Consider the following 18753-nt stretch of genomic DNA (forward strand, 5'->3'; position numbering starts at 1 on the left):
ACAAGCGCTGGCTGCACTTCTTCATGCTGTTCGTGCCGGTGATGGGTCTGTGGACCAGCAGCATCGGCATCATCGGCCTGGCCCTCAACCTGCGTGCCTACGACTTCGTGTCGCAGGAAATCCGCGCTGCTGAGGATCCCGAGTTCGAGACCTTCTACACGAAGAACATCCTTCTGAACGAAGGTCTGCGTGCCTGGATGGCACCGGCTGACCAGCCGCACGAAAACTTCGTCTTCCCTGAAGAGGTTCTGCCCCGTGGTAACGCTCTCTAATCCTTCTCTCTCCGGGATCGGCGGGAAGGACCTCGACTCCACGGGCTATGCCTGGTGGTCGGGTAACGCCCGTCTGATCAACCTGTCGGGTCGCCTGCTGGGCGCCCACGTCGCCCACGCCGGTCTGATGGTGTTCTGGGCAGGCGCGATGATGCTGTTCGAGGTGAGCCACTTCACCTTCGATAAGCCCATGTACGAACAGGGCCTGATCCTGTTCCCCCACGTGGCCACCCTCGGCTACGGCGTGGGCCCTGGTGGTGAGGTCGTCGACCTTTACCCCTTCTTCGTGGTCGGTGTTCTGCACCTGATCAGCTCCGCCGTGCTCGGCATTGGCGGCCTGTATCACGCCCTGCGTGGTCCCGAAATTCTGGAGAACTATTCCGCCTTCTTCTCGCAGGATTGGCGCGATAAGAACCAGATGACCAACATCATTGGCTACCACCTCATCCTTCTGGGTGTGGGTTGTCTGCTGCTGGTGTTCAAGGCCATGTTCTTCGGTGGCGTTTACGACACCTGGGCTCCCGGTGGCGGCGACGTTCGCCTCATCACCAACCCCACCCTCGATCCGGGCGTGGTGTTCGGTTACCTGTTCCGTGCCCCCTTCGGTGGCGAGGGCTGGATCATCGGTGTGAACTCGATGGAGGACATCATCGGTGGCCACATCTGGCTGGGTCTGACCCTGATCTTCGGTGGCATCTGGCACGTGGTGACCAAGCCCTTCGGCTGGGTGCGCCGCGCCTTCATCTGGAACGGTGAGGCATACCTGAGCTACAGCCTTGGTGCTCTGAGCTTCATGAGCTTCATCGCCTCGGCCTACATCTGGTTCAACAACACCGCCTATCCCTCCGAGTTCTACGGCCCCACCAACGCCGAGTCCTCCCAGGCCCAGAGCTTCACCTTCCTGGTGCGTGACCAGCGCCTCGGCGCCAACATCGGTTCGGCCATGGGCCCCACCGGTCTGGGCAAATACCTGATGCGCTCCCCCACCGGCGAGATCATCTTCGGTGGTGAAACCATGCGCTTCTGGGACTTCCGTGGTCCCTGGCTGGAGCCCCTGCGCGGCCCCAACGGCCTGAGCCTGGACAAGCTCCAGAACGACATTCAGCCCTGGCAAGTGCGCCGCGCAGCTGAATACATGACCCACGCCCCCAACGCTTCTCTGAACTCGGTGGGCGGCATCATCACCGAGCCCAACTCGGTGAACTTCGTGAACATCCGCCAGTGGCTGGCCGCGACTCAGTTCGTGCTTGCCTTCTTCTTCCTGGTGGGTCACCTCTGGCACGCCGGCCGCGCCCGCGCTGCCGCTGCTGGTTTCGAGAAAGGCATCGACCGCAAGGCCGAGCCCACTCTGGCCATGCCCGACCTCGACTGATCCTTCAACGATCAGTTCGGTTGCATCAGCCCTCGCTTCGGCGGGGGCTTTTTTTGTGAAAACCTTTCACCCCAAAGCAGGGGCGAAACTGATCCAAAAAGCTGGATCAGACTGGATCTAGCCATTCCACGGATGATGCGGCGTCTGAACAGAAACGGTGCGCTGGCAGCCATCAGCCCTCTGCTGCTTGGGCTGGCCCTACTTCAGCCGGCCGAGCAGGCGAAGGCTCTCCCCAATCCCGCCGGGCAAAGCACGATCACGATGCCAGCGGCCGGTGTGGTGTGTGATGGCACCAATCAGCTCTGCTACAACCGCGACGGCCTCTCCCTGCAGCTCACGGGAACCTATTTCGGCCAATACGCCCGCCAGACAGCACAGCAAAACTTCGGCTCACGGTTACCGGTGCGTCGCTTTGAGCTGAGCAATGGGGTGTATTGCCAGAGCGATCGCCAGAGCTGCTGGAGGATGAAAAATGGCAAGCGCAGTCCGGCTGGTCACATCACCAACCAGCTATATGGCAACTCACCCACGCCGTTCCCGAATCCATCTCCATTCCCGAATCCCACGCCCTATCCAGGCCCAACCCCCTACCCACAACCCGGTCCTGGCCCCGTGAGCCACACCGGCACCTGCCGCCTGCTGCGCGGCAACCAACAGTTGTTCAATGGCAGCTGCGCCTTGCGTGAGATCCGTCAGGGCTTCCAGCCGCGTTTTGAGGTAAACCTGCGCCAAGGCCCCACCTACGTGTTCGAGCAAAGCAACCGTGGCACTGTGATCGCCGATGGAGCCGGTGGCCGCTGGCCGGTAAACATCGAGGATCGCGGCAACCGCGGCATCTTTCGCTGGGCTGACTACCGCCTGGATATAACCCAGCGCAACTACAACCCCGAATCGGGAGGCACCAGCAAATTCCAGCGGGCGATGAACAACTTTCTGATGGATCTGTTCAACTAAAAGCAGCCAGCCAAGACAATGAGCTAGCTGCCTTGGCGCATGATCAGAAGCTGAGGTTGATCAGGTTGTGACCACGGGGCCCGGTGGGCTTCTTGAATTCCAGGGGCAGATCGCCGTCGGGCGTTACAGCGCTGCGCATCTGCGATGAAGCCGCCTGAAGATGGCGCTGCTCAGCCGCCACCGGTTGCTCCATCGTGGGCTGAGGCTTCGTGAGCTCGATCGGCTCCAGCGAGGAGGCATTCGCACGCGCACCACTACAAGCAAGGAGACATCCAGCTGCGAACAGCGCAAGGGGCTTCATGGCATCAGAGCAAGACCTATCCAGGCCATAGCCATGGCCTCGAGGCGATGGCAACAGTGGCATGTCAATCTGATGCAAGTGAGGTCGTCAGCTCCCCGCACAATCCCCGGCCAGCCAGCGCCTGAGCAGCGGCAAGCTGAGGCCAATCACGTTGGAAAAGCAGCCCTGGATCTGCTCCACCACCATGCCGCCACGCCCTTCCAGGGCAAAACCTCCGGCGCATTGGAGGGGTTCACCAGTGGCCACATAAGCGGCCATTTCAGCCTCGCTGAGCGGAGCGAACTGCACACGGGTGGTGATGGTGGTAATGGTTCGCAGCGCGTCCAGGTCGGGATATCCATGGATATCCGCCCGCGGACACTCCCCCACACCCACCACCGGCAGCAAGCAATGCCCGGTGTGCAACTCCCCCCAGCCGCCCGCCATCCGCCGCCAGCGCCCGATGGCCTCATCGGCATTCGCCGGCTTGCCGAACACCTCCCCCTCAAAAGCGAGCACCGAATCGCAGCCCAATACCGCGGTGATTTCGGGATCCGTGCAGCCGTTCGCTACCGCCAGCGCCTTAGCCCGTGCCAGCAACTGCACCAGCTGCGCTGGATTGGGGTCGGTGATGGCGTCTTCATCCACGCCGCTCACTTGCACGCGATGGGGAATAGCGGCCTGCTCCAGCAAACGGCGGCGGGCTGGGGAAGCGGAAGCGAGCAGCAGCACGGAAGTCACGCAGCAGTCCTGAGCAGGAGAATGACAGCCAAAGAGCCCCGAGCGTGATCGCCCACTCCACCGCCAGCCAGTCTCAGCAGGCCATCCAACGCGCCCGTCAGGCTGTGCGCTGCCTACCGTTTCGGCTGGCCTTCTACCAAGAGCTGGAGCAGGGCGCCCTCAGCAGCAGCCAACTGGCCGCCCGAACCGACTGGCACCGCATCAGTCGGCGCCGCCTCAGAGCCAACCACACCGAGGACCACCTGATCTGGCTGATCCAGCTCGGGGTGCTGCGCCGCGAAGTGGACGGCCAGGGCCTCACCGAACGGGTGCGCCTCACCCCCCTGGGCCGCGAGGTGCTGAGCCAATGGGATGGAGAAATCGCCCGAGCCAGCATTCCCAGGCGCCTGCTGCATTGGCTGGTTCAACACTGGCCACGGATTTGAGAGCAGTGCCGTGATTTCACAGATGCAGCACGGCGACTGAGGGTTTAACCATCAAGAGACTGTGCTGATTGACGCCGTTAGCCTGATGAAAAGCTCAACTCTCGATCGTCAAGCAGCAGCTACGTTCCTTGCCGGGGCTCTGGTAAGTGCCATTTCCCTCTTCACCAACTTCGGCCATGGAGCACTCCTCCACATCTCAAACCTTCCATTGGATGAGCAGATCGGAGTATCTCTCTTCATTGCCGCTCTGGCTGCGCTGTTTGGCGCTTATCCGATTCCAACTATCCGACACCCCCATCAGCCGACTCCAATTGAACGAGACCCTGGCCCTTCTGCTTGAAGAACTCAAGGAGAGCAATGCCAGCAGCCCAGAAAGCCACTGATCCGCCCCAACGAGGCCCCGTCCAATCCACGAGTAGCATTTCTGTGCTCCTTTGCCATTGAGCTATGGCATCAGAAGTCACCCTGCGGCAATCCGGTGGCTCTGTGAGCGCCACCATCCCTAAGGAACTGGCACGCAGATTCCACCTGGAACCAGGCGACCGTATCCAGGCCATCGAAACCGAAGACGGCATCCTCTTGACACCGTTTGACTCCACGGTTCAGCAGGCTCTCGCCTTGGCGGCAGAAGCTGCAAAACAATTTCAGCCAGCCCTGCGCGAGCTCGCCCAATGAGCACAGGCCCTGAGCCGTGCTGGGTTCCAGCGATAGCCGTGCGTGCCATTCATCACGAGCAGATCCTCGAACACGGCGGATTGCAAGGCATTCGCAGTTCAACGGGGCTGGAGGCAGCACTGGCCGGCCCCAGACAACGCTGGAATTACGCGGAACTCAGCACCATTCCACAGTTGGCGGCAGTCTATGCAGAAGCACTCATCCGAGCCCATCCCTTTGTCGATGGCAACAAGCGCAGCGGCTTTCTTGTAGCCGTTGTGTTTTTGGGTCTCAACGGTTTCCGCTTCCACGCCTCCAATGAAGACATGGTTGTGATGATCTGCCGCCTGGCTGCCGCCGAACTGCCATGGGCTGATCTTGAGGCCTGGTTTGAAGCCAACAGCACCTGCCCAACGTGAATACCCCCACCCCCTTGATGGTGCTCGGCACCAGCAGCGGTGCCGGAAAGTCGTTGATGACGGCCGCGCTCTGCCGGGTGTTGCGGCGCCGCGGTGAAACGCCGCTGCCCTTCAAGGGGCAGAACATGAGCAATAACGCCTGGGTGGATCAGGCAGGCGGCGAGATGGCTTACTCCCAGGCACTGCAGGCCTGGGCCGCGGGGCTCGAGCCACAGTGCGCCATGAATCCGGTGCTGCTCAAGCCCCAGGGCGACAGCACGAGCGAAGTGATCCACCTGGGCCAGTCGGTGGGCAGCTGCCGCGCCGAGCACTACTACCGCGACTGGTTCCGTCCGGGATGGGCCGCGATCCGCCAAGGCCTGGGCGAGCTGCAGGCTGCATACCCCGATGGGCGGCTTGTGCTGGAGGGTGCGGGCAGCCCTGTGGAGGTGAACCTGCAACCGCGCGACCTCACCAACCTGCGCCTGGCTCAATACCTGCGGGCCCGCTGCATCCTGGTGGCCGACATCGAGCGGGGCGGAGTCTTTGCCCAGCTGGTCGGCACCCTGGCGCTGCTGCGGCCGGTGGAGCGTCCGCTGATCCGGGGCCTGCTGATCAATCGCTTCCGAGGCCGGCGCGAACTCTTTGATGAAGGGCGCCGCTGGCTGGAGGCCAACACCAGCATTCCGGTGCTGGGCGTGATGCCCTGGCTCGATGAGCTGTTCCCTCCGGAGGATTCGCTGGATCTGCTGGAGCGTCGGGGCCGCAAACGCAGCGCCGAGCTGGAGATCGCCGTGCTCAAGCTGCCCTCGCTCAGCAACTTCTCCGATCTCGACCCCCTCGAGGCAGAACCGAGCGTGCACTTGCGCTGGGTGGCCCCCGGCGAGGAGCTGGGCAATCCCGATGCCGTGGTGGTGCCTGGCAGCAAGCAGACCCTGCGCGACCTGGAAGCACTGCAGCAGAGTGCAGCACTATGCGGCGGACTGCTGCGGTTCGCTGCAACAGGTGGGGTGGTGTTCGGGATCTGCGGCGGCATGCAACTACTGGGCCGAGAGCTCTGCGATCCAGATGGGCTGGAGGGCGGAAGCAACGGACGCATGCCAGTGCCAGGGCTCAACCTGCTGCCGCTGCGCACCGTGTTTGGTGGCAGCAAAGCGCTGCGCCAGTGCAGCAGCACAGCGCTCTGGCCGGTGATGGGCGACAGCAACACGCTCCCGATCGAAGGCTTTGAGCTGCACCGCGGCAACACCATCGCCCTGGACGCCTGCCAACCGCTCTGCGCCGAAGCGGAGCTGGGCTGGGTGCACGGCTCAGTGGCAGGCACCTATCTGCACGGCGTGTTCGAAAGCGGCCCCTGGCGGAGGCGTTGGCTCAATCAGTTGCGGGCACGCAAGGGACTGCCGCCTCTGAGCGAACAGCAACCGCACCACAGCCGTCAGCGCGAGGCTCTGCTCGATCGCCTCGCCGATGCCTTCGAACAGCACGTGAATTTGGAGCCCCTCCTGCAGCCATGAACGAGGTGTTAATCCACTGGCCCTCCGGGCACACCACTCGCTGCAGGCCCGGCATGGATTGGCTGCAAGCGGCGCGCGAAGCCGGCTTCTCGATCCCCACGGGCTGCCTGGGCGGCAGCTGCGGCGCCTGCGAGCTCGACGTGAACGGCGCCACCGTGCGCGCCTGCATCGCCACCGTTCCGGCGAGCAAGAGCGGGGAGCTCACGGTGGAGCTGGCGACGGATCCTTATTGGTAACCATCAACTCCTGCCAGCGCAGCTGCATGCGCTGCACCACAGCTCCGATCTGATAGCAAAGCAGCAAGCGGCGTGCCACTTGGCGCTGCTTGAATGGATCGAGAACCTGCGGCAGGTGGTGTTGCGCCAGCAGATCCCGCTCCACAGCGCGCAGACACTCCATCGAAGCCTGGAGATCCTCAGACGTGCTGTCAGCGGATAAAGCTGGTCGGTTGCGTTTTAGAGCGTCCTGCCACAGACCAAGCAGAGCAACGGCATCAGCCAGAAGCTGAGCTTCCGCCTGATGCAACGCACGGAAAGCTGGAACCGCAACCAACGGTGCACGCAAAGCGCGCAAAGCGGTGATGCAACCAGCAATGGCGGCACAACAACGCTCCAGGTCGGTCCATAGATGCGCTTGCGGCTGGGCGTAGGGATTGGCACCCAGCTCAAGCTCCGCAGCCGAACGCGTGGCACGCGACTGAATCAGGGTGGGCATCAACTCGCGATGGCGTTGCTTTCGGCGAGTCGGGGAGAGAGGCGCGCCGGCAGACTGAAGCAACAGCCGCTGCTGTTCCAGCAGCGCTTCTCGCTGGAGTTCCAACAAGGCCCCATAGGCCTGTTGATGTTCGCGAATGGCGGTGTTTGGCCAGAACAAATGCAATGCCAATAACGCCAGCACAACGCCGAGCGCCGTCCAGCTCAGCTTGAGGCCCAACCAACCATCCACAGCGGTGGACTGCATCAACCAGCCCATCACCACCACCATCCCGGTGATCTTGTAGCCGGCCTCCAAGCCCAGGCAGCCGCCTAGAAAGCGAATCAGACCCAACATCAGCGCCAGCCCAATCGGGAAGGGCAAGCCGGTGAACGCCGGCTGGGCAATCAACAACAGCAAACCTCCCAGCAAGGTGCAGATCACCCGCTGCAATCCCAAGGCATAGGAGCTGCCGTAGCTGCCCACCATCACCGCCGCCACGGTGAGCGGCAGGTAGTAGCCGTCCGGAACGGTGCTGATGCTACCGAAGCCGGCCGCAAGACCCACGCAAACGGCCAATCGCAGGTCGTCGCGCTGCATCATCGACAGGCCTCGCGACACAACTGCATGCTTTGCAGCGCCTTATGCACCCGTTGCTGTTCGTCGGCCATTGCTGCAGCCAACAAGGGCGAACGCAAACCGGATTGTTCGAGGGATCGATGCCGCTCTAATTCGAGCGCGTGATGCAGCAAGGTTTCCCAGATCAGCAATCGCTGCCGCCAACGCTGACGACGCACCAGCGCCGCCTGTTGACTCCGCAACGCCACCTCCACCAAACGAGCCAGCCTCAAATACCCCGCTGTGAGCTCTGCTGCAGATCCTGGCTCGCCAGAACGGATCTGCTGATCAAGTGCCAAATCCAAGCGATCGAGTTCGGCCAGGCGATTGCGCGGCCAGAACAGATAGGCAACCACCACGGCTACCAGAATGCCAATCAAACTATCGAGGCTACGGTTGAATACAAAATCCAAGTTCAGCTGTGTGGGCTTGGGGATCATCAGAAACATCACCACGATGTTCACCGCGGTGGACAATCCCCCCCTGCCATCTGAACAAGCGCAGCAACGGGAAGCACAGCAGACAGGTGAGCAACACCGCCATCCAACCGGAGGCAATGGTGTGCACCACAAAGGTGAGTAGGCCCCCAAGGATCGTGCCCATGATCCGGCCGCGAGCCGCCGGGAGGGTGAGCTCATCGTTGTCATCAACAACGATCAATGCAGCATTGAGCGGATACCACAGATAAGCCGTTCGATCACACCAGAGCGCAATCGCTGCGGTCACAAACATCACCACCGAGATGCGCAGGCTTTGCCGCAGGAGTCCTGAATTCAGGCGACCTGCAGCCCTGTTCACAGCAGCGCCTCAGCGAGGACCACGGGCAGCGACAGGCCGAGCAGCACGGCAATTGTGGAGCCAAAGTGAAGACGCGGGAAGGGGCACTTCACTTCGGCGCGGTGTCCAACTCCGGATATCCATGGATATCCGGAGTTGGACAGTGCTGCGCTGCACACACACCGCGACCCGTATCAGCGCTGAATCAGGCCACCCCCCAGCACCCGCTCTCCCGCGAAAAACACCGCCGCCTGCCCGGGGGTGATCGAGAACTGCTCCTCAGCAAACTCCAGCCGGCAGCGATGGGGCCGGCCCGCCGCCGCATCGGAATCGGTCGCCTCCAGAGGAGACAACCGGGCTTCAACGGCTCCGCTGCGGTAGCGAACCTGCACCTCCACCTCGATCGGCTCCTCGGGCGGCGCGATCGACACCCAGTTCACGGCTCCCACCACCGCTTCACTACGGGCAGCATCGCGGCGGGGTGCCACCACCACGCGGTTCATGGCGCCATCGAGGCGCACCACGTGCAGCGGCTCACTCCAGGCCACGCCGAGCCCCTTGCGCTGGCCGATCGTGAAGTGCTGGATGCCGTCGTGCTGGCCCACCACGCGGCCGTCATCAAGCACGATCTCGCCCTGGCGCGGCGGCAGGTAGGTGTCGAGAAAGGCGCGCATCGAGCCGTGGTGATCGGCCAAGCAAAGGTCTTGACTTTCCGGCTTGTCGGCCGTGCGCAGGCCATGGCGCGCCGCTTCGAGGCGGGTGTCGGCCTTGGTGAGTTCGCCCAGGGGGAACACCAAGCGGCCTAAGGCCTCCTGGGGCAAGTCGTAGAGGAAGTAGCTCTGATCCTTCTGGCGATCAAGGCCGCGCAAGAGCTGGTGGCGGCCGTTGTCGCTCTGCTCGCTGTGGCACACCCGGGCGTAATGGCCGGTGGCGATGCGCGCGATGCCGCGCTCCTCCTCGGCCCAGCGCAGCATCGGGCCGAATTTCACCTCGCGGTTGCAGCGCGAACACGGCAACGGCGTGATGCCATCGCCATAGCCCTGCACCAGGAAATCAACGATCTGCTCCTTGAAGTGCTCTCGGAAATCCACCACGTGGTGCTCCACGCCGAGCTGCTCACAGATCCCCGCTGCATCCACTAAGCCTTCAGCGCAGCAAGCGCCCTTGCCGCTCATCAGCCACAGGGTGAGCCCCTCCACCTGCCAGCCCGCTTCCACCAACAGCGCTGCGGTGAGGGAGCTATCCACACCACCCGAAAGGCCCACCGCCACGCGGTGCTCGCCGGGCCAAGCCTGAAGCCGCTCCAGGGCTAAGGCACCGGCCGGGGTGGCCGCCACCGAGGGATCCGCGGCAGCGGGAATTGCAGAAAAACGGGCCAAACCAACAAAACGACCAGGCCCTACAGCCCGATCAGCGGAATCTCTCCATCATGGAACTGCCACCCCCCGGTCTGTTTTGTCTCAGCCCGCCTGGCCCTGGCCCGATCGCGATGCCGAGCACCTGCTGGTGAGCGGCAGCCAGATGGCCGATCTGGAGAACCAGCTGTTCGCCAGTGGGCTGCCGGTGGAGGCCCTGATGGAAAAGGCGGCGCTGGCGGTGGCCCGGCGCCTGCAGGAGCCCGATTGGTGGCCCCAGCTGCAGCAGCGCGGCGCCCTGGTGCTGGTGGGGCCCGGCCACAACGGCGGCGATGGACTGGTAGTGGCGCGTGAGCTGCACCAGGCCGGGGTCGCCGTGCGGATCTGGAGCCCGTTTGAGCGCCACAAACCCCTCACCGCCGCCCACCTGCGCCATGCCCGCTGGCTCGGCATCCCGGAGCTGGAAGCCCCGCCCAACGCCGCCGATCCAGCCGTGTGGATCGATGCGCTGTTCGGCATTGGCCAAAGCCGCCCACCCGGCGACGCCCTGGAAACGCTCTTGCACCAGCGGCAGCAACAGCAGCCAGACCGGCTGATCGCCATCGATGGCCCCACTGGGCTGTGTGCCGACAGCGGGCAGCGGCTCGGCCGCGTGGCCGCCTGCGCCGCCCTGAGCCTGAGCATCGGCCTGATCAAGCAAGGCTTCCTGCAGGATCAGGCGCTGGCCTGGGTGGGCCGGCTGGAGCGCATCGAGCTGGGGCTACCGGCCGCGCTGCTGCAGGCGTTTGAGCCGAATCAACCCGTGGCTCTCTGGGGCCGCGATTTGGCGGGTGCCCCCTGGCCGCAGCCATCCGCAGCCGCCTCAAAATACGAGCGCGGTCGGCTGCTGGTGATCGCCGGCAGTGAGGCCTATCGCGGCGCCAGCCAGCTCTGTCTGCAGGGGGCCAGTGCCAGTGGGGTAGGCAGCCTGCGGGCGGCATTGCCGCAACCCGTGGCCGAGCAGCTCTGGAGCGTGCAGCCCCACGTGGTGGTGAGCGCCGCTCTGCAGGCCCACCCCAGCGGCAGCCTGCAGCTGGCGGGGCTGAACGAGAGCGCCCTGGAGCGGCTGGATGCGGTGGTGCTCGGTCCCGGCCTGGGTGGCACTTCAGCCACAGAGGCAGCAGCGGAAGCATCCATCTGGAAGCTGCTTCAACGGTTCGCGGGCCTGTTGCTGCTCGATGCCGATGGGCTGAATCGCCTGGCCCACCTGGGTGCGCAGCCCTGGCTGCAGGGCCGCCACGGACCCACCTGGATCACCCCACACGCCGGTGAATTTGCGCGCCTGTTCCCGGAACTGGCTCACCAACCACCCCTGCTGGCAGCCTCAGCCGCCGCCCAGGCCTGCAGCGATCAGCAGCCCTGCAGCGTGCTGCTTAAAGGCGCCCGCACCGTGATCGCCGCCGCCGATGGCCGGCGCTGGCAGCTGGGCGAGGCCTGCAGAGCTGCAGCCCGAGCGGGCCTCGGGGATGTGCTGGCGGGCTATGCCGGAGGCCTTGGAGCCAGAGGGGGCAGCAATGCCGCCCTGCTCGCCACCAGCGCCCTGGCCCACGCGCAGGCAGGGCTGGCAGCAGAACGGATCCGGGGCCGGGGCGGCGCCGAGCCGATGGGTGTTTCCCAGCAGCTGCAAAGCCAGGAGCCCAACACAAACGAAACCGCGTAAAAGGATTAACAACAGCGGATCAACACGTGAGTCTCAACACAAGTGTGTGGTTTTGCTGCTGAAAGCTGAAGGGCATCTGAAATCACATTGGTTTTCGCAAAACCCATAGGAGATTTGCGCCCACTTACAGGACTGGGTTCATGACGGCATCCGGACTTTCCCCGGGGGGCGCCAGTCGCCGCCGCGGTAGTGACCCGATCAGTTGGTATCTCTCCACCATCGGCCGCGTTCCCCTCTTAACTCCAGCAGAGGAAATTGAGCTCGGCAATCAGGTGCAGGCAATGATGCGCCTCACCGAAGAGGAACCCGAGAACGGTTATACCGATCAGCAGAAAAAGACCATCCGCGTCGGCCGCCGTTCTAAAGAACGGATGATGAAAGCCAACCTGCGCCTGGTGGTGAGCGTTGCCAAGAAATATCAGGGCAAAGGTCTAGAACTGCTCGATCTGATCCAGGAAGGCTCCCTCGGCCTGGAACGGGCCGTGGAGAAGTTCGACCCCACCCGCGGCTACAAGTTCTCCACCTATGCCTTCTGGTGGATCCGCCAGAGCATGACGCGCGCCATTGCCTGCCAATCGCGCACGATTCGCCTGCCGGTGCACCTCTCCGAGCGCCTTACCGCCATCCGCAAGGTGAGCCTGGATCTGGCCCACAAACTCGGCGCCATGCCCAGCCGCAAGGAAATCGCCGAGGAGATGGAGATGCCCATCGATGAACTCGATTCGCTCCTGCGCCAGGCCCTCACCACTTCCAGCCTCGACGCCCCGGTGAACGGCGAAGAAGGCCGCAGCTTCCTGGGCGATCTGATCGCTGACAACAGCCACGCCGAACCGCTCGATCAAGTGGAACGGGGCATGCACCACGAGCAGCTGGGCCGCTGGCTCAGCCACCTCACCGAGCAGGAGCGTCAGGTGCTCGAGCTGCGTTTCGGCCTCGAGGGCGAAGAACGGCACACCCTCGCCGAAATCGGCCGCATGCTCGACGTCTCGCGCGAGCGGGTGCGCCAGGTGGAACTCAAAGCCCTACGCAAGCTGCGGCACCTCACCCGCAGAATGCCCAGCAGCCTGTGAAACACAGTCTCCGGGCAACTCCGGCCACTGTTCACTGGGGCCACCTGCACGCCGCGCTCGAGCCACGCCTCACGGTGCAATCCGGAGATCACGTGGAGATCGAAACCTTCTCGGGTGGCCGCGCCGACTTGGGCGGCGACCTCTCGATTGTCGCCCCAGCCCATCGCCACATCATCGAAAGCGTGATGCCGATGGATGGGCCCCACATCCTGACGGGGCCGATCGCCGTTGAAGGGGCTCAACCCGGCGATTGCCTGGAAGTGCGCATTGAAGACATCCGCCTAGGTGCGGACTGGGGTTACAACCTGATCCGACCAGGCCGGGGAACCCTTCCCAACGAGTTTCACCAACCGCGCCAAAACACCTGTCCGATCGATCGCGATCGCTGCATCACCCACTTGCCATGGGGGATCGATGTGCCCCTGCGACCGTTCTTCGGCGTGCTGGCCACAGCACCACCAGCTGAGTGGGGGCGGGTTTCATCCGTTCCGCCTCGCGAATTCGGCGGCAACATCGACAACAAGGAGTTGATTGCCGGCTCCTCCCTGTTTCTACCGGTGTTCACCGAAGGGGCGCTGTTCTCAGCCGGCGATGGCCATGCCGTGCAAGGGGATGGGGAGATGGATGTCACCGCGCTGGAAACATGCATGGATGGCTGCTTCCAACTGATCCTTCACCCAGGACGCACTCTGGATGCACCCCGCGCCCTCACGCCCACCCATCTGATCACCATGGGCTTCGATGCCGACTTGGATGAGGCGGCTCGTCAGGCCTCCCATCGCATGCTGGATTGGCTCACTGCACTCACTGGCTGGAGCCGCGAACAGGCCTACATCTTCTCCAGCCTCGCCTGCGACATCCGCATCACCCAACTCGTCAATCAGAACAAGGGCGTGCATGCCATGGTGCGACGCGACCTGCTCAACCTCACCGAGCCGATCGCACCATGAAGGATGAGTCAGGCGTGTTCGAATATCATTTCGAACAACACATCGACCCGAAATATCTCGATCGCTACTACCGCTTCAGCGATCGGATGAAGCAGATGGCAAGCCAGCGCGAAGGCTTTGTCAGTCTTGAGCGCCAACTGATTGAACAGCACCCTGATCAGTGTGTGTTCCGCACCACGATGCGGTTCAACCATCCCCAGCAGTGCATGAGCTGGCTCGACGACCCAGAACGCCGGCGGTTGCTGCTGCAGGAAGAGGAAGAAACCGGTTTTCGATTCAAAGGCAGAGCCAACTGGATCGGCTACGGCCGCTGGCTCTCCAGCCGAATTCGCCGGCCAGTGCCGACCTGGAAGGTGAATCTGATGGTGCTGGTCACGCTGTATCCAACAGCAATGTTGCTCACCCCGATCCTGCATGGGCTCTTTCCAAAAGCCTCCGGCGCCACCTTGATGCTGGTGAGCAACGCACTGTGCGTAGCGGCCACCTCGTGGCTGTTGGTTCCCGCCGCAAGTCGCGCCTATCGGCGCTGGCTGGAAGGTGACACCAACGCCCTGCAAACCCTTGCCGCCCTGGCTTCTCTGGTAGGGGTGTTTGTTGTGACGTGGTGGGGATTCAGCCACCTGGCCTTCACGGGCGGGCGCTGAGCAAGGATCACTCAGGCTGAGGCTCAGCTGCAGGTTGCATCCCCCTTTCATCTATCACCCGGCCTATTCGGCGCCGCTGCCCAGTAGCCATCGCTTCCCGATGGCGAAGTTTCGCCTGCTCCATCAGTTGTTGCGAGAGCAAGGGCTAGCGAGGGCTGATCAGTTTGTGGAACCCCTGCCGGCGCCGCGCCGCTGGCTGGAGCTGGTGCATGAGCGGAGCTACCACCACGCCTTTGCTCGCGGCGAGCTCACCGCTTCCGAGCAGCGGCGCATCGGCCTACCAGCCACCACACCGCTGGTGCAGCGCACCTGGCTGGCAGTGGGGGGCACCGTGCTCACGGCGCGGCTTGCACTCCAGCACGGACTGGCCTGCCACTTAGCCGGCGGCACCCATCACGCCTACCCCGACCACGGCAGCGGCTTCTGCATCTTCAACGACTGCGCCGTGGCAGCTCGGGTGCTGCTGGCGGAAGGGCTGGTGCAGCAACTGATGGTGATCGATCTCGACGTGCACCAGGGCGATGCCACGGCTGCGATCTTTGCGGAGGAGCCACGGGTATTCACCTTCTCCGCCCACTGCCAGAGCAACTTCCCGCTGCGCAAACAGAGCAGCGATGTCGACCTACCGCTCGACGATGGCCTGGAAGACGACGACTACCTCGTTGCCATTGGCGATCTGATTCCCAACCTGCTGGATCAGGTGAAGCCCGATCTGGTGCTCTACAACGCCGGCGTGGATCCACATCGCCACGACCGATTAGGTCGGCTCAACCTCAGCAATGGGGGGTTGCTCAACCGGGATCGGCTGGTGCTCGATGCCTGCTTGCGGCGCTCCATTCCAGTCGCCACGGTGATCGGCGGTGGCTACGACGATCTCAAACCACTGGTGGAACGGCACGCTCTGGTGTTCCGGTCTGCCGCAGAGCAGGCCCGGTTGCACGCGCTCTGAGAGCCAGGCTCAGTCTTCTGCCCAGATGTAACGGGTGAGCTCTTCGGGCTTGGGCTCGGGGGCCGCCAGGGCGAACTCCACGCAGTCGGCCACCACCGCATCAATCTCTTTGTCGATGCCCTTGAGTTCCTCGGCGTTGGCCAGGTTGTGCTCGATTAGATGAGCAGCGAGGCGCTTGATCGGATCGCGCTGGGCCCAGAACTCCTTCTCCGCCTCGGCGCGCAGCTCGTCGGGATCGGCGAGGGAGTGGCCCCGGAAGCGATAGGTGAGGCACTCCAGCAGCGTGGGGCCTTCACCGGCGCGGGCGCGCTCAATGGCGCGTTGGGCGGCACCGCGCACGGCAAGCACATCCATGCCATCCACCTCTTCACCGGCCATGCCGAAGGCAGCGGCTTTCCGCCAGATCTCTGGGTCGCTGGTGGCACGGTTGTGGTCCATGCCGATGGCCCACTTGTTGTTCTCCACCACGAAGATGATCGGCAACTTCCAGAGCGCCGCCATGTTGAGGCACTCATAGAACTGCCCGATGTTGCAGGTGCCATCGCCGAAGAAGGCGGCGGTCACGGCATCGCTGCTGGCATCGCCCAGGGCATCGCGCTTGTAGCGGCTGGTGAACGCAGCCCCGAGAGCCACCGGGATGCCCTCACCGATGAAGGCGTAGCCACCGAGCAGGTGGTGCTCCTTGGAGAACAGGTGCATGGAACCGCCGCGGCCCTTGCTGCATCCAGTTTCTTTACCGAACAGCTCGCTCATCACCTCCCGGGCGGGCACGCCGCAGCTGAGGGCATGCACGTGATCGCGATAGGTGCTGCAGAACCAGTCGTGCTGCATCTTCATCGCCTTGATCACACCCGTGCTCACGGCCTCCTGGCCGTTGTAAAGGTGCACGAAGCCAAACATCTTGCCCCGGTAATACATCTCGGCGCACTTGTCTTCAAAGCGCCGACCCAGGGTCATATCGCGGTAGAGCATCAGGCCCTCATCCCGGCTCACCACCGCAGGTGTGGAGGGATAGAGATTGAGCAAACGCTCGGCGTGCAGGCCCACCGCATTCACATCAGCGGAGCAGGCCGGAGCTCCGTTGCTGGCGACGCTCTGGCCAAGATCTGCCTGTGTCATGCGCGGTTTCCGGCTGTCCGGCCACTACTGATGCTGGGGCGACTGTACGGGGTCCATCACCGAACGGTGTGCGGGATGAGGCCAAAACCTCAGACCCTGACTACAGTCACGCCCAAGCGCACCGGGCGGATTGGAACTGCCGATCGACCATTTCCGGCTGCTCGGGGTGAGCGCCACCACCGACAGTGAAACGGTGCTGCGCACCCTGCAGCAACGCTTGGATCGCGCGCCGGATCAGGGCTTCACCATCGACACGCTGCAGGGGCGGGCCGAACTGCTGCAGGCAAGCGCTGAACTGCTCAGCGATGAGGACCGCCGCCAGAACTACGAGCGCGAGCTCACCGCCATCGCCGACACCGGTGAAGGCTCCATTGCCGCTCTTGAAATTCCACCCTCCCGCGAGGTGGGCGGCCTGCTGCTGCTGATGGAAGCCGGTCAGGCCCAGGAAGCCTTTGAAGCCGCCAGCCGGGGCCTACAACCACCCCAGGCCCCGGCCCTAGGCAGCAGCCGCGAAGCCGATCTCACCCTGCTCGCGGGTTTGGCCTGCCAGGCCGCCGCCGCTGATTTCCGCAACCAACGCCGCTACGAAGCCGCGGCCCGCACCCTGCAGCAAGGCCTTCAGCTGCTGCAGCGCATGGGGCAGCTGCCCGAGCAACGCCGCCAACTCGAGCGCGAGCTGAAGCTGCTGCTGCCCTACCGGGTGCTCGATCTGATCAGCCGCGATCTCTCGGCGCTCACCGCGCGCCAGGAAGGGATCCAGCTGCTGGAACATCTGGTGCTGCAACGCGGCGGCCTCGAAGGCGAGCTCGACCCCGACTTCCCCCAGGCCGAATTCCAGCCGTTTTTCAAACAAATCCGCCAGTTCCTCACGGTGCAGGAGCAGGTGGATCTGTTCAGCTGCTGGGCGGAGGCCGGATCCGCCACCGCTGATTTCCTGGCCAGCTTCGCCCTCACCGCCGCTGGCTTTGTGCAGCGCAAACCCGAGCGCATCCAAGCTGGCTTCCAGCGCCTGCAATCCGGCGGCCAGCCCGGCATGGAGGTGTTTCTGGCCTGCCAGCAGCTGCTGCTCGGCCAGGTGGAGCAAGCCCAGACCCTGTTCGATGCCGGCGCCGATGAGGCCCTGCGCCAATGGGCCCATGAGCAAAGCGAGGATCCCCTAGCCCGGCTCTGCGCCTACTGCCGCGACTGGCTGAGTCGTGAGGTGCTGCCCGGCTTCCGCGACATTGATGCCGATGCCGACCTCGAGGCCTGGTTCGCCGATCGCGATGTGCAGGCCTACGTAGAGCAACAAGACCGCATCCGCGGCCGACTCAGCAGCAGCGTTGCCACCGCGTCCGTGCCCGAGCCCGCGCCAGCCGCCGCCGACACACCGCAGGAGCTGCCCGCCTGGCCTGAGTTCAGCCTCGAGCCCCCGGCCGCAGACCCTGACACCGCTGCGGCGGTCACCGACGAGGACGACGACCTCTGGGATGGCCCCCAGTGGCGCCTGCCGAACCTGCAGCTCCCGGCCATGCCCGCCCTGGCGGACCTTCCCCGCTGGACCCTGCCCGCCGCCGGGGGGGCTGTGCTGGTGATCGCCCTGGGCGGTTGGCTGCTGCTGCGGCCCCGCACCGAACCCGCGCGGCCCTTGCCGGTGGAGCCGGCCGAACAAGTCCAACCGCCCGCAGCGCCACCAACCCCGCCGGCACCCGTGGCTCCGAGCTTCCCCCTCACTGCCGCCGATCCGAGCGAAACTCAGCTGCAGGAATTGCTCGAGGCGTGGCTGGAGGCTAAGGCCGCTGTGCTGGCTGGGGGCAATGCACCGCTGCCCCTCAGCGATCTCGCCCGCAGCTCCCAGCTGGCGCTACTCCAACGCCAAGAGCAAGCCAACCGCAGCGCTGGCGCCACCGAAACGGTGAAAGCCAGCGTGGAGAGCTTCAGCGTGAGCGAGCGCGGCCCCAACCGCATCGCCGCTCAGGTGACGCTGCGCTACAGCGACGAGCGCCGCAGCAGCAGCGGCGCCGTGCTCAGCCAGACCCCCTCCACCAGCCTCACCAATACGTATGTGTTTGCCCGCGATGGTGAACGCTGGCTACTGGCGGCCTTCAAGCCGGGCTAAGGGCGGCGGCTTTTTACGATCGCGCCACCAGCGGCTCACGCCGCCCGCCCCCAGCCGCCTGCGCACCTGATGTTCGACGAGCTTTCCCAGCGGTTTGAAGACGCGGTCAAGAACCTGCGCGGCCAGGGCTCGATCAGCGAAACCAACGTGGATGGCGCCCTGAAAGAGGTG

Annotated in this window: 20 protein-coding genes and 1 pseudogene; 14 read left to right on the forward strand and 7 right to left on the reverse strand. The window is 64.1% G+C overall.

What is annotated here, in order from left to right; all coding sequences use genetic code 11:
• The 3 genes and pseudogenes from ACIQ2E_RS02885 to ACIQ2E_RS02895 all read left to right on the forward strand — a co-directional run.
• A pseudogene (locus tag ACIQ2E_RS02885) lies at nucleotides 1-272 on the forward strand (photosystem II D2 protein (photosystem q(a) protein)); the annotation flags it as partial.
• Nucleotides 256-1644, forward strand: a complete 1389-nt coding sequence (gene psbC, locus ACIQ2E_RS02890; protein WP_398325897.1) for a photosystem II reaction center protein CP43 — start codon at nucleotides 256-258, stop codon at nucleotides 1642-1644. The pseudogene ACIQ2E_RS02885 and the gene psbC, both read left to right, overlap by 17 nt.
• A 132-nt stretch (nucleotides 1645-1776) precedes the next feature.
• Entirely contained in the window at nucleotides 1777-2598 is an 822-nt protein-coding gene (locus tag ACIQ2E_RS02895) for a YcgJ family protein (RefSeq protein ID WP_398325900.1), read from the forward strand.
• Nucleotides 2599-2641: 43 nt separating this feature from the next.
• Here the strand turns inward: ACIQ2E_RS02895 and ACIQ2E_RS02900 are convergent, their stop codons facing one another.
• Together ACIQ2E_RS02900 and ACIQ2E_RS02905 are read right to left on the reverse strand one after the other, a co-directional pair.
• Entirely contained in the window at nucleotides 2642-2791 is a 150-nt protein-coding gene (locus ACIQ2E_RS02900; protein ID WP_398325903.1) for a hypothetical protein, read from the reverse strand.
• A 195-nt stretch (nucleotides 2792-2986) separates the two neighbouring features.
• Nucleotides 2987-3610, reverse strand: coding sequence for a Maf family protein (locus tag ACIQ2E_RS02905; RefSeq protein WP_398325949.1), 624 nt, complete (start codon nucleotides 3608-3610; stop codon nucleotides 2987-2989).
• Between the two features lie 53 nt (nucleotides 3611-3663).
• On the opposite strand from ACIQ2E_RS02905, the gene ACIQ2E_RS02910 reads away from it, so the two are divergent.
• From ACIQ2E_RS02910 to ACIQ2E_RS02930, 5 genes are all read left to right on the forward strand, one after another.
• Complete coding sequence (locus tag ACIQ2E_RS02910; protein WP_398325906.1) at nucleotides 3664-4044, forward strand: Npun_F0494 family protein; 381 nt, start codon at nucleotides 3664-3666, stop codon at nucleotides 4042-4044.
• A 447-nt stretch (nucleotides 4045-4491) separates the two neighbouring features.
• Nucleotides 4492-4719, forward strand: a complete 228-nt coding sequence (locus tag ACIQ2E_RS02915) for an AbrB/MazE/SpoVT family DNA-binding domain-containing protein (protein WP_398325909.1) — start codon at nucleotides 4492-4494, stop codon at nucleotides 4717-4719.
• A gap of 38 nt (nucleotides 4720-4757) precedes the next feature.
• Nucleotides 4758-5117, forward strand: a complete 360-nt coding sequence (locus ACIQ2E_RS02920; protein ID WP_398325912.1) for a type II toxin-antitoxin system death-on-curing family toxin — start codon at nucleotides 4758-4760, stop codon at nucleotides 5115-5117.
• Between the two features lie 17 nt (nucleotides 5118-5134).
• The gene (locus ACIQ2E_RS02925) at nucleotides 5135-6610 is read left to right on the forward strand and encodes a cobyric acid synthase (RefSeq protein WP_398325952.1); all 1476 of its coding nucleotides are present in this window, start codon (nucleotides 5135-5137) and stop codon (nucleotides 6608-6610) included.
• Nucleotides 6607-6846, forward strand: coding sequence for a 2Fe-2S iron-sulfur cluster-binding protein (locus ACIQ2E_RS02930; protein ID WP_398325915.1), 240 nt, complete (start codon nucleotides 6607-6609; stop codon nucleotides 6844-6846). Before ACIQ2E_RS02925 ends, ACIQ2E_RS02930 begins: the two co-directional genes overlap by 4 nt.
• Here ACIQ2E_RS02930 and ACIQ2E_RS02935 read toward each other — a convergent pair.
• The 4 genes from ACIQ2E_RS02935 to mnmA form a co-directional block, all read right to left on the reverse strand.
• On the reverse strand, nucleotides 6812-7903 hold the full coding sequence (locus ACIQ2E_RS02935) for an FUSC family protein (RefSeq protein ID WP_398325918.1): 1092 nt from the start codon (nucleotides 7901-7903) through the stop codon (nucleotides 6812-6814). The genes ACIQ2E_RS02930 and ACIQ2E_RS02935 overlap by 35 nt on opposite strands.
• Nucleotides 7903-8280: a hypothetical protein gene (locus ACIQ2E_RS02940; RefSeq protein WP_398325921.1), complete on the reverse strand. Its 378-nt coding sequence runs from the start codon at nucleotides 8278-8280 to the stop codon at nucleotides 7903-7905. Before ACIQ2E_RS02940 ends, ACIQ2E_RS02935 begins: the two co-directional genes overlap by 1 nt.
• A 31-nt stretch (nucleotides 8281-8311) precedes the next feature.
• Entirely contained in the window at nucleotides 8312-8719 is a 408-nt protein-coding gene (locus tag ACIQ2E_RS02945; RefSeq protein ID WP_398325924.1) for a hypothetical protein, read from the reverse strand.
• Between the two features lie 173 nt (nucleotides 8720-8892).
• On the reverse strand, nucleotides 8893-10035 hold the full coding sequence (mnmA, locus tag ACIQ2E_RS02950) for a tRNA 2-thiouridine(34) synthase MnmA (protein WP_398325927.1): 1143 nt from the start codon (nucleotides 10033-10035) through the stop codon (nucleotides 8893-8895).
• A 118-nt stretch (nucleotides 10036-10153) separates the two neighbouring features.
• Between mnmA and ACIQ2E_RS02955 the strand changes: the two genes are divergently transcribed.
• From ACIQ2E_RS02955 to ACIQ2E_RS02975, 5 genes are all read left to right on the forward strand, one after another.
• Nucleotides 10154-11752, forward strand: a complete 1599-nt coding sequence (locus tag ACIQ2E_RS02955) for an NAD(P)H-hydrate dehydratase (protein ID WP_398325930.1) — start codon at nucleotides 10154-10156, stop codon at nucleotides 11750-11752.
• Nucleotides 11753-11892: 140 nt separating this feature from the next.
• On the forward strand, nucleotides 11893-12822 hold the full coding sequence (locus ACIQ2E_RS02960) for an RpoD/SigA family RNA polymerase sigma factor (protein WP_398325933.1): 930 nt from the start codon (nucleotides 11893-11895) through the stop codon (nucleotides 12820-12822).
• Nucleotides 12819-13772, forward strand: coding sequence for an acetamidase/formamidase family protein (locus tag ACIQ2E_RS02965; protein ID WP_398325936.1), 954 nt, complete (start codon nucleotides 12819-12821; stop codon nucleotides 13770-13772). The genes ACIQ2E_RS02960 and ACIQ2E_RS02965 overlap by 4 nt, the downstream gene beginning before the upstream one ends.
• Nucleotides 13769-14416 (forward strand): hypothetical protein, encoded by a 648-nt coding sequence (locus ACIQ2E_RS02970; RefSeq protein ID WP_398325939.1) that lies wholly within the window; start codon nucleotides 13769-13771, stop codon nucleotides 14414-14416. The genes ACIQ2E_RS02965 and ACIQ2E_RS02970 overlap by 4 nt, the downstream gene beginning before the upstream one ends.
• Nucleotides 14417-14450: 34 nt before the next feature.
• On the forward strand, nucleotides 14451-15365 hold the full coding sequence (locus ACIQ2E_RS02975) for a histone deacetylase (RefSeq protein WP_398325942.1): 915 nt from the start codon (nucleotides 14451-14453) through the stop codon (nucleotides 15363-15365).
• 9 nt (nucleotides 15366-15374) lie between these two features.
• Here the strand turns inward: ACIQ2E_RS02975 and pdhA are convergent, their stop codons facing one another.
• The gene (gene pdhA / locus ACIQ2E_RS02980) at nucleotides 15375-16484 is read right to left on the reverse strand and encodes a pyruvate dehydrogenase (acetyl-transferring) E1 component subunit alpha (protein WP_296448482.1); all 1110 of its coding nucleotides are present in this window, start codon (nucleotides 16482-16484) and stop codon (nucleotides 15375-15377) included.
• Between the two features lie 130 nt (nucleotides 16485-16614).
• Here pdhA and ACIQ2E_RS02985 point away from each other — a divergent pair, with 130 nt between their 5' ends.
• Nucleotides 16615-18582 carry an IMS domain-containing protein gene (locus ACIQ2E_RS02985; protein ID WP_398325946.1) on the forward strand — a complete coding sequence of 656 codons (1968 nt, stop codon included), beginning with the start codon at nucleotides 16615-16617 and terminating at the stop codon, nucleotides 18580-18582.
• The last annotated feature ends 171 nt before the right edge of the window (nucleotides 18583-18753 follow it).

It is taken from the genome of Vulcanococcus sp. (assembly GCF_044369115.1).
GTDB lineage: Bacteria > Cyanobacteriota > Cyanobacteriia > PCC-6307 > Cyanobiaceae > Vulcanococcus.

What these genes read in the sequence shown, in the direction of transcription:
- ACIQ2E_RS02895 (WP_398325900.1), top strand. Translation starts at nt 1,777, where the DNA reads ATGATGCGGCGTCTGAACAGAAACGGTGCGCTGGCAGCCATCAGCCCT.
- ACIQ2E_RS02900 (WP_398325903.1), bottom strand. Translation starts at nt 2,791, where the DNA reads ATGGAGCAACCGGTGGCGGCTGAGCAGCGCCATCTTCAGGCGGCTTCA.
- ACIQ2E_RS02915 (WP_398325909.1), top strand. Translation starts at nt 4,492, where the DNA reads ATGGCATCAGAAGTCACCCTGCGGCAATCCGGTGGCTCTGTGAGCGCC.
- ACIQ2E_RS02925 (WP_398325952.1), top strand. Translation starts at nt 5,135, where the DNA reads ATGGTGCTCGGCACCAGCAGCGGTGCCGGAAAGTCGTTGATGACGGCC.
- ACIQ2E_RS02930 (WP_398325915.1), top strand. Translation starts at nt 6,607, where the DNA reads ATGAACGAGGTGTTAATCCACTGGCCCTCCGGGCACACCACTCGCTGC.
- ACIQ2E_RS02935 (WP_398325918.1), bottom strand. Translation starts at nt 7,903, where the DNA reads ATGCAGCGCGACGACCTGCGATTGGCCGTTTGCGTGGGTCTTGCGGCC.
- ACIQ2E_RS02960 (WP_398325933.1), top strand. Translation starts at nt 11,893, where the DNA reads ATGACGGCATCCGGACTTTCCCCGGGGGGCGCCAGTCGCCGCCGCGGT.
- ACIQ2E_RS02970 (WP_398325939.1), top strand. Translation starts at nt 13,769, where the DNA reads ATGAAGGATGAGTCAGGCGTGTTCGAATATCATTTCGAACAACACATC.
- pdhA (WP_296448482.1), bottom strand. Translation starts at nt 16,484, where the DNA reads ATGACACAGGCAGATCTTGGCCAGAGCGTCGCCAGCAACGGAGCTCCG.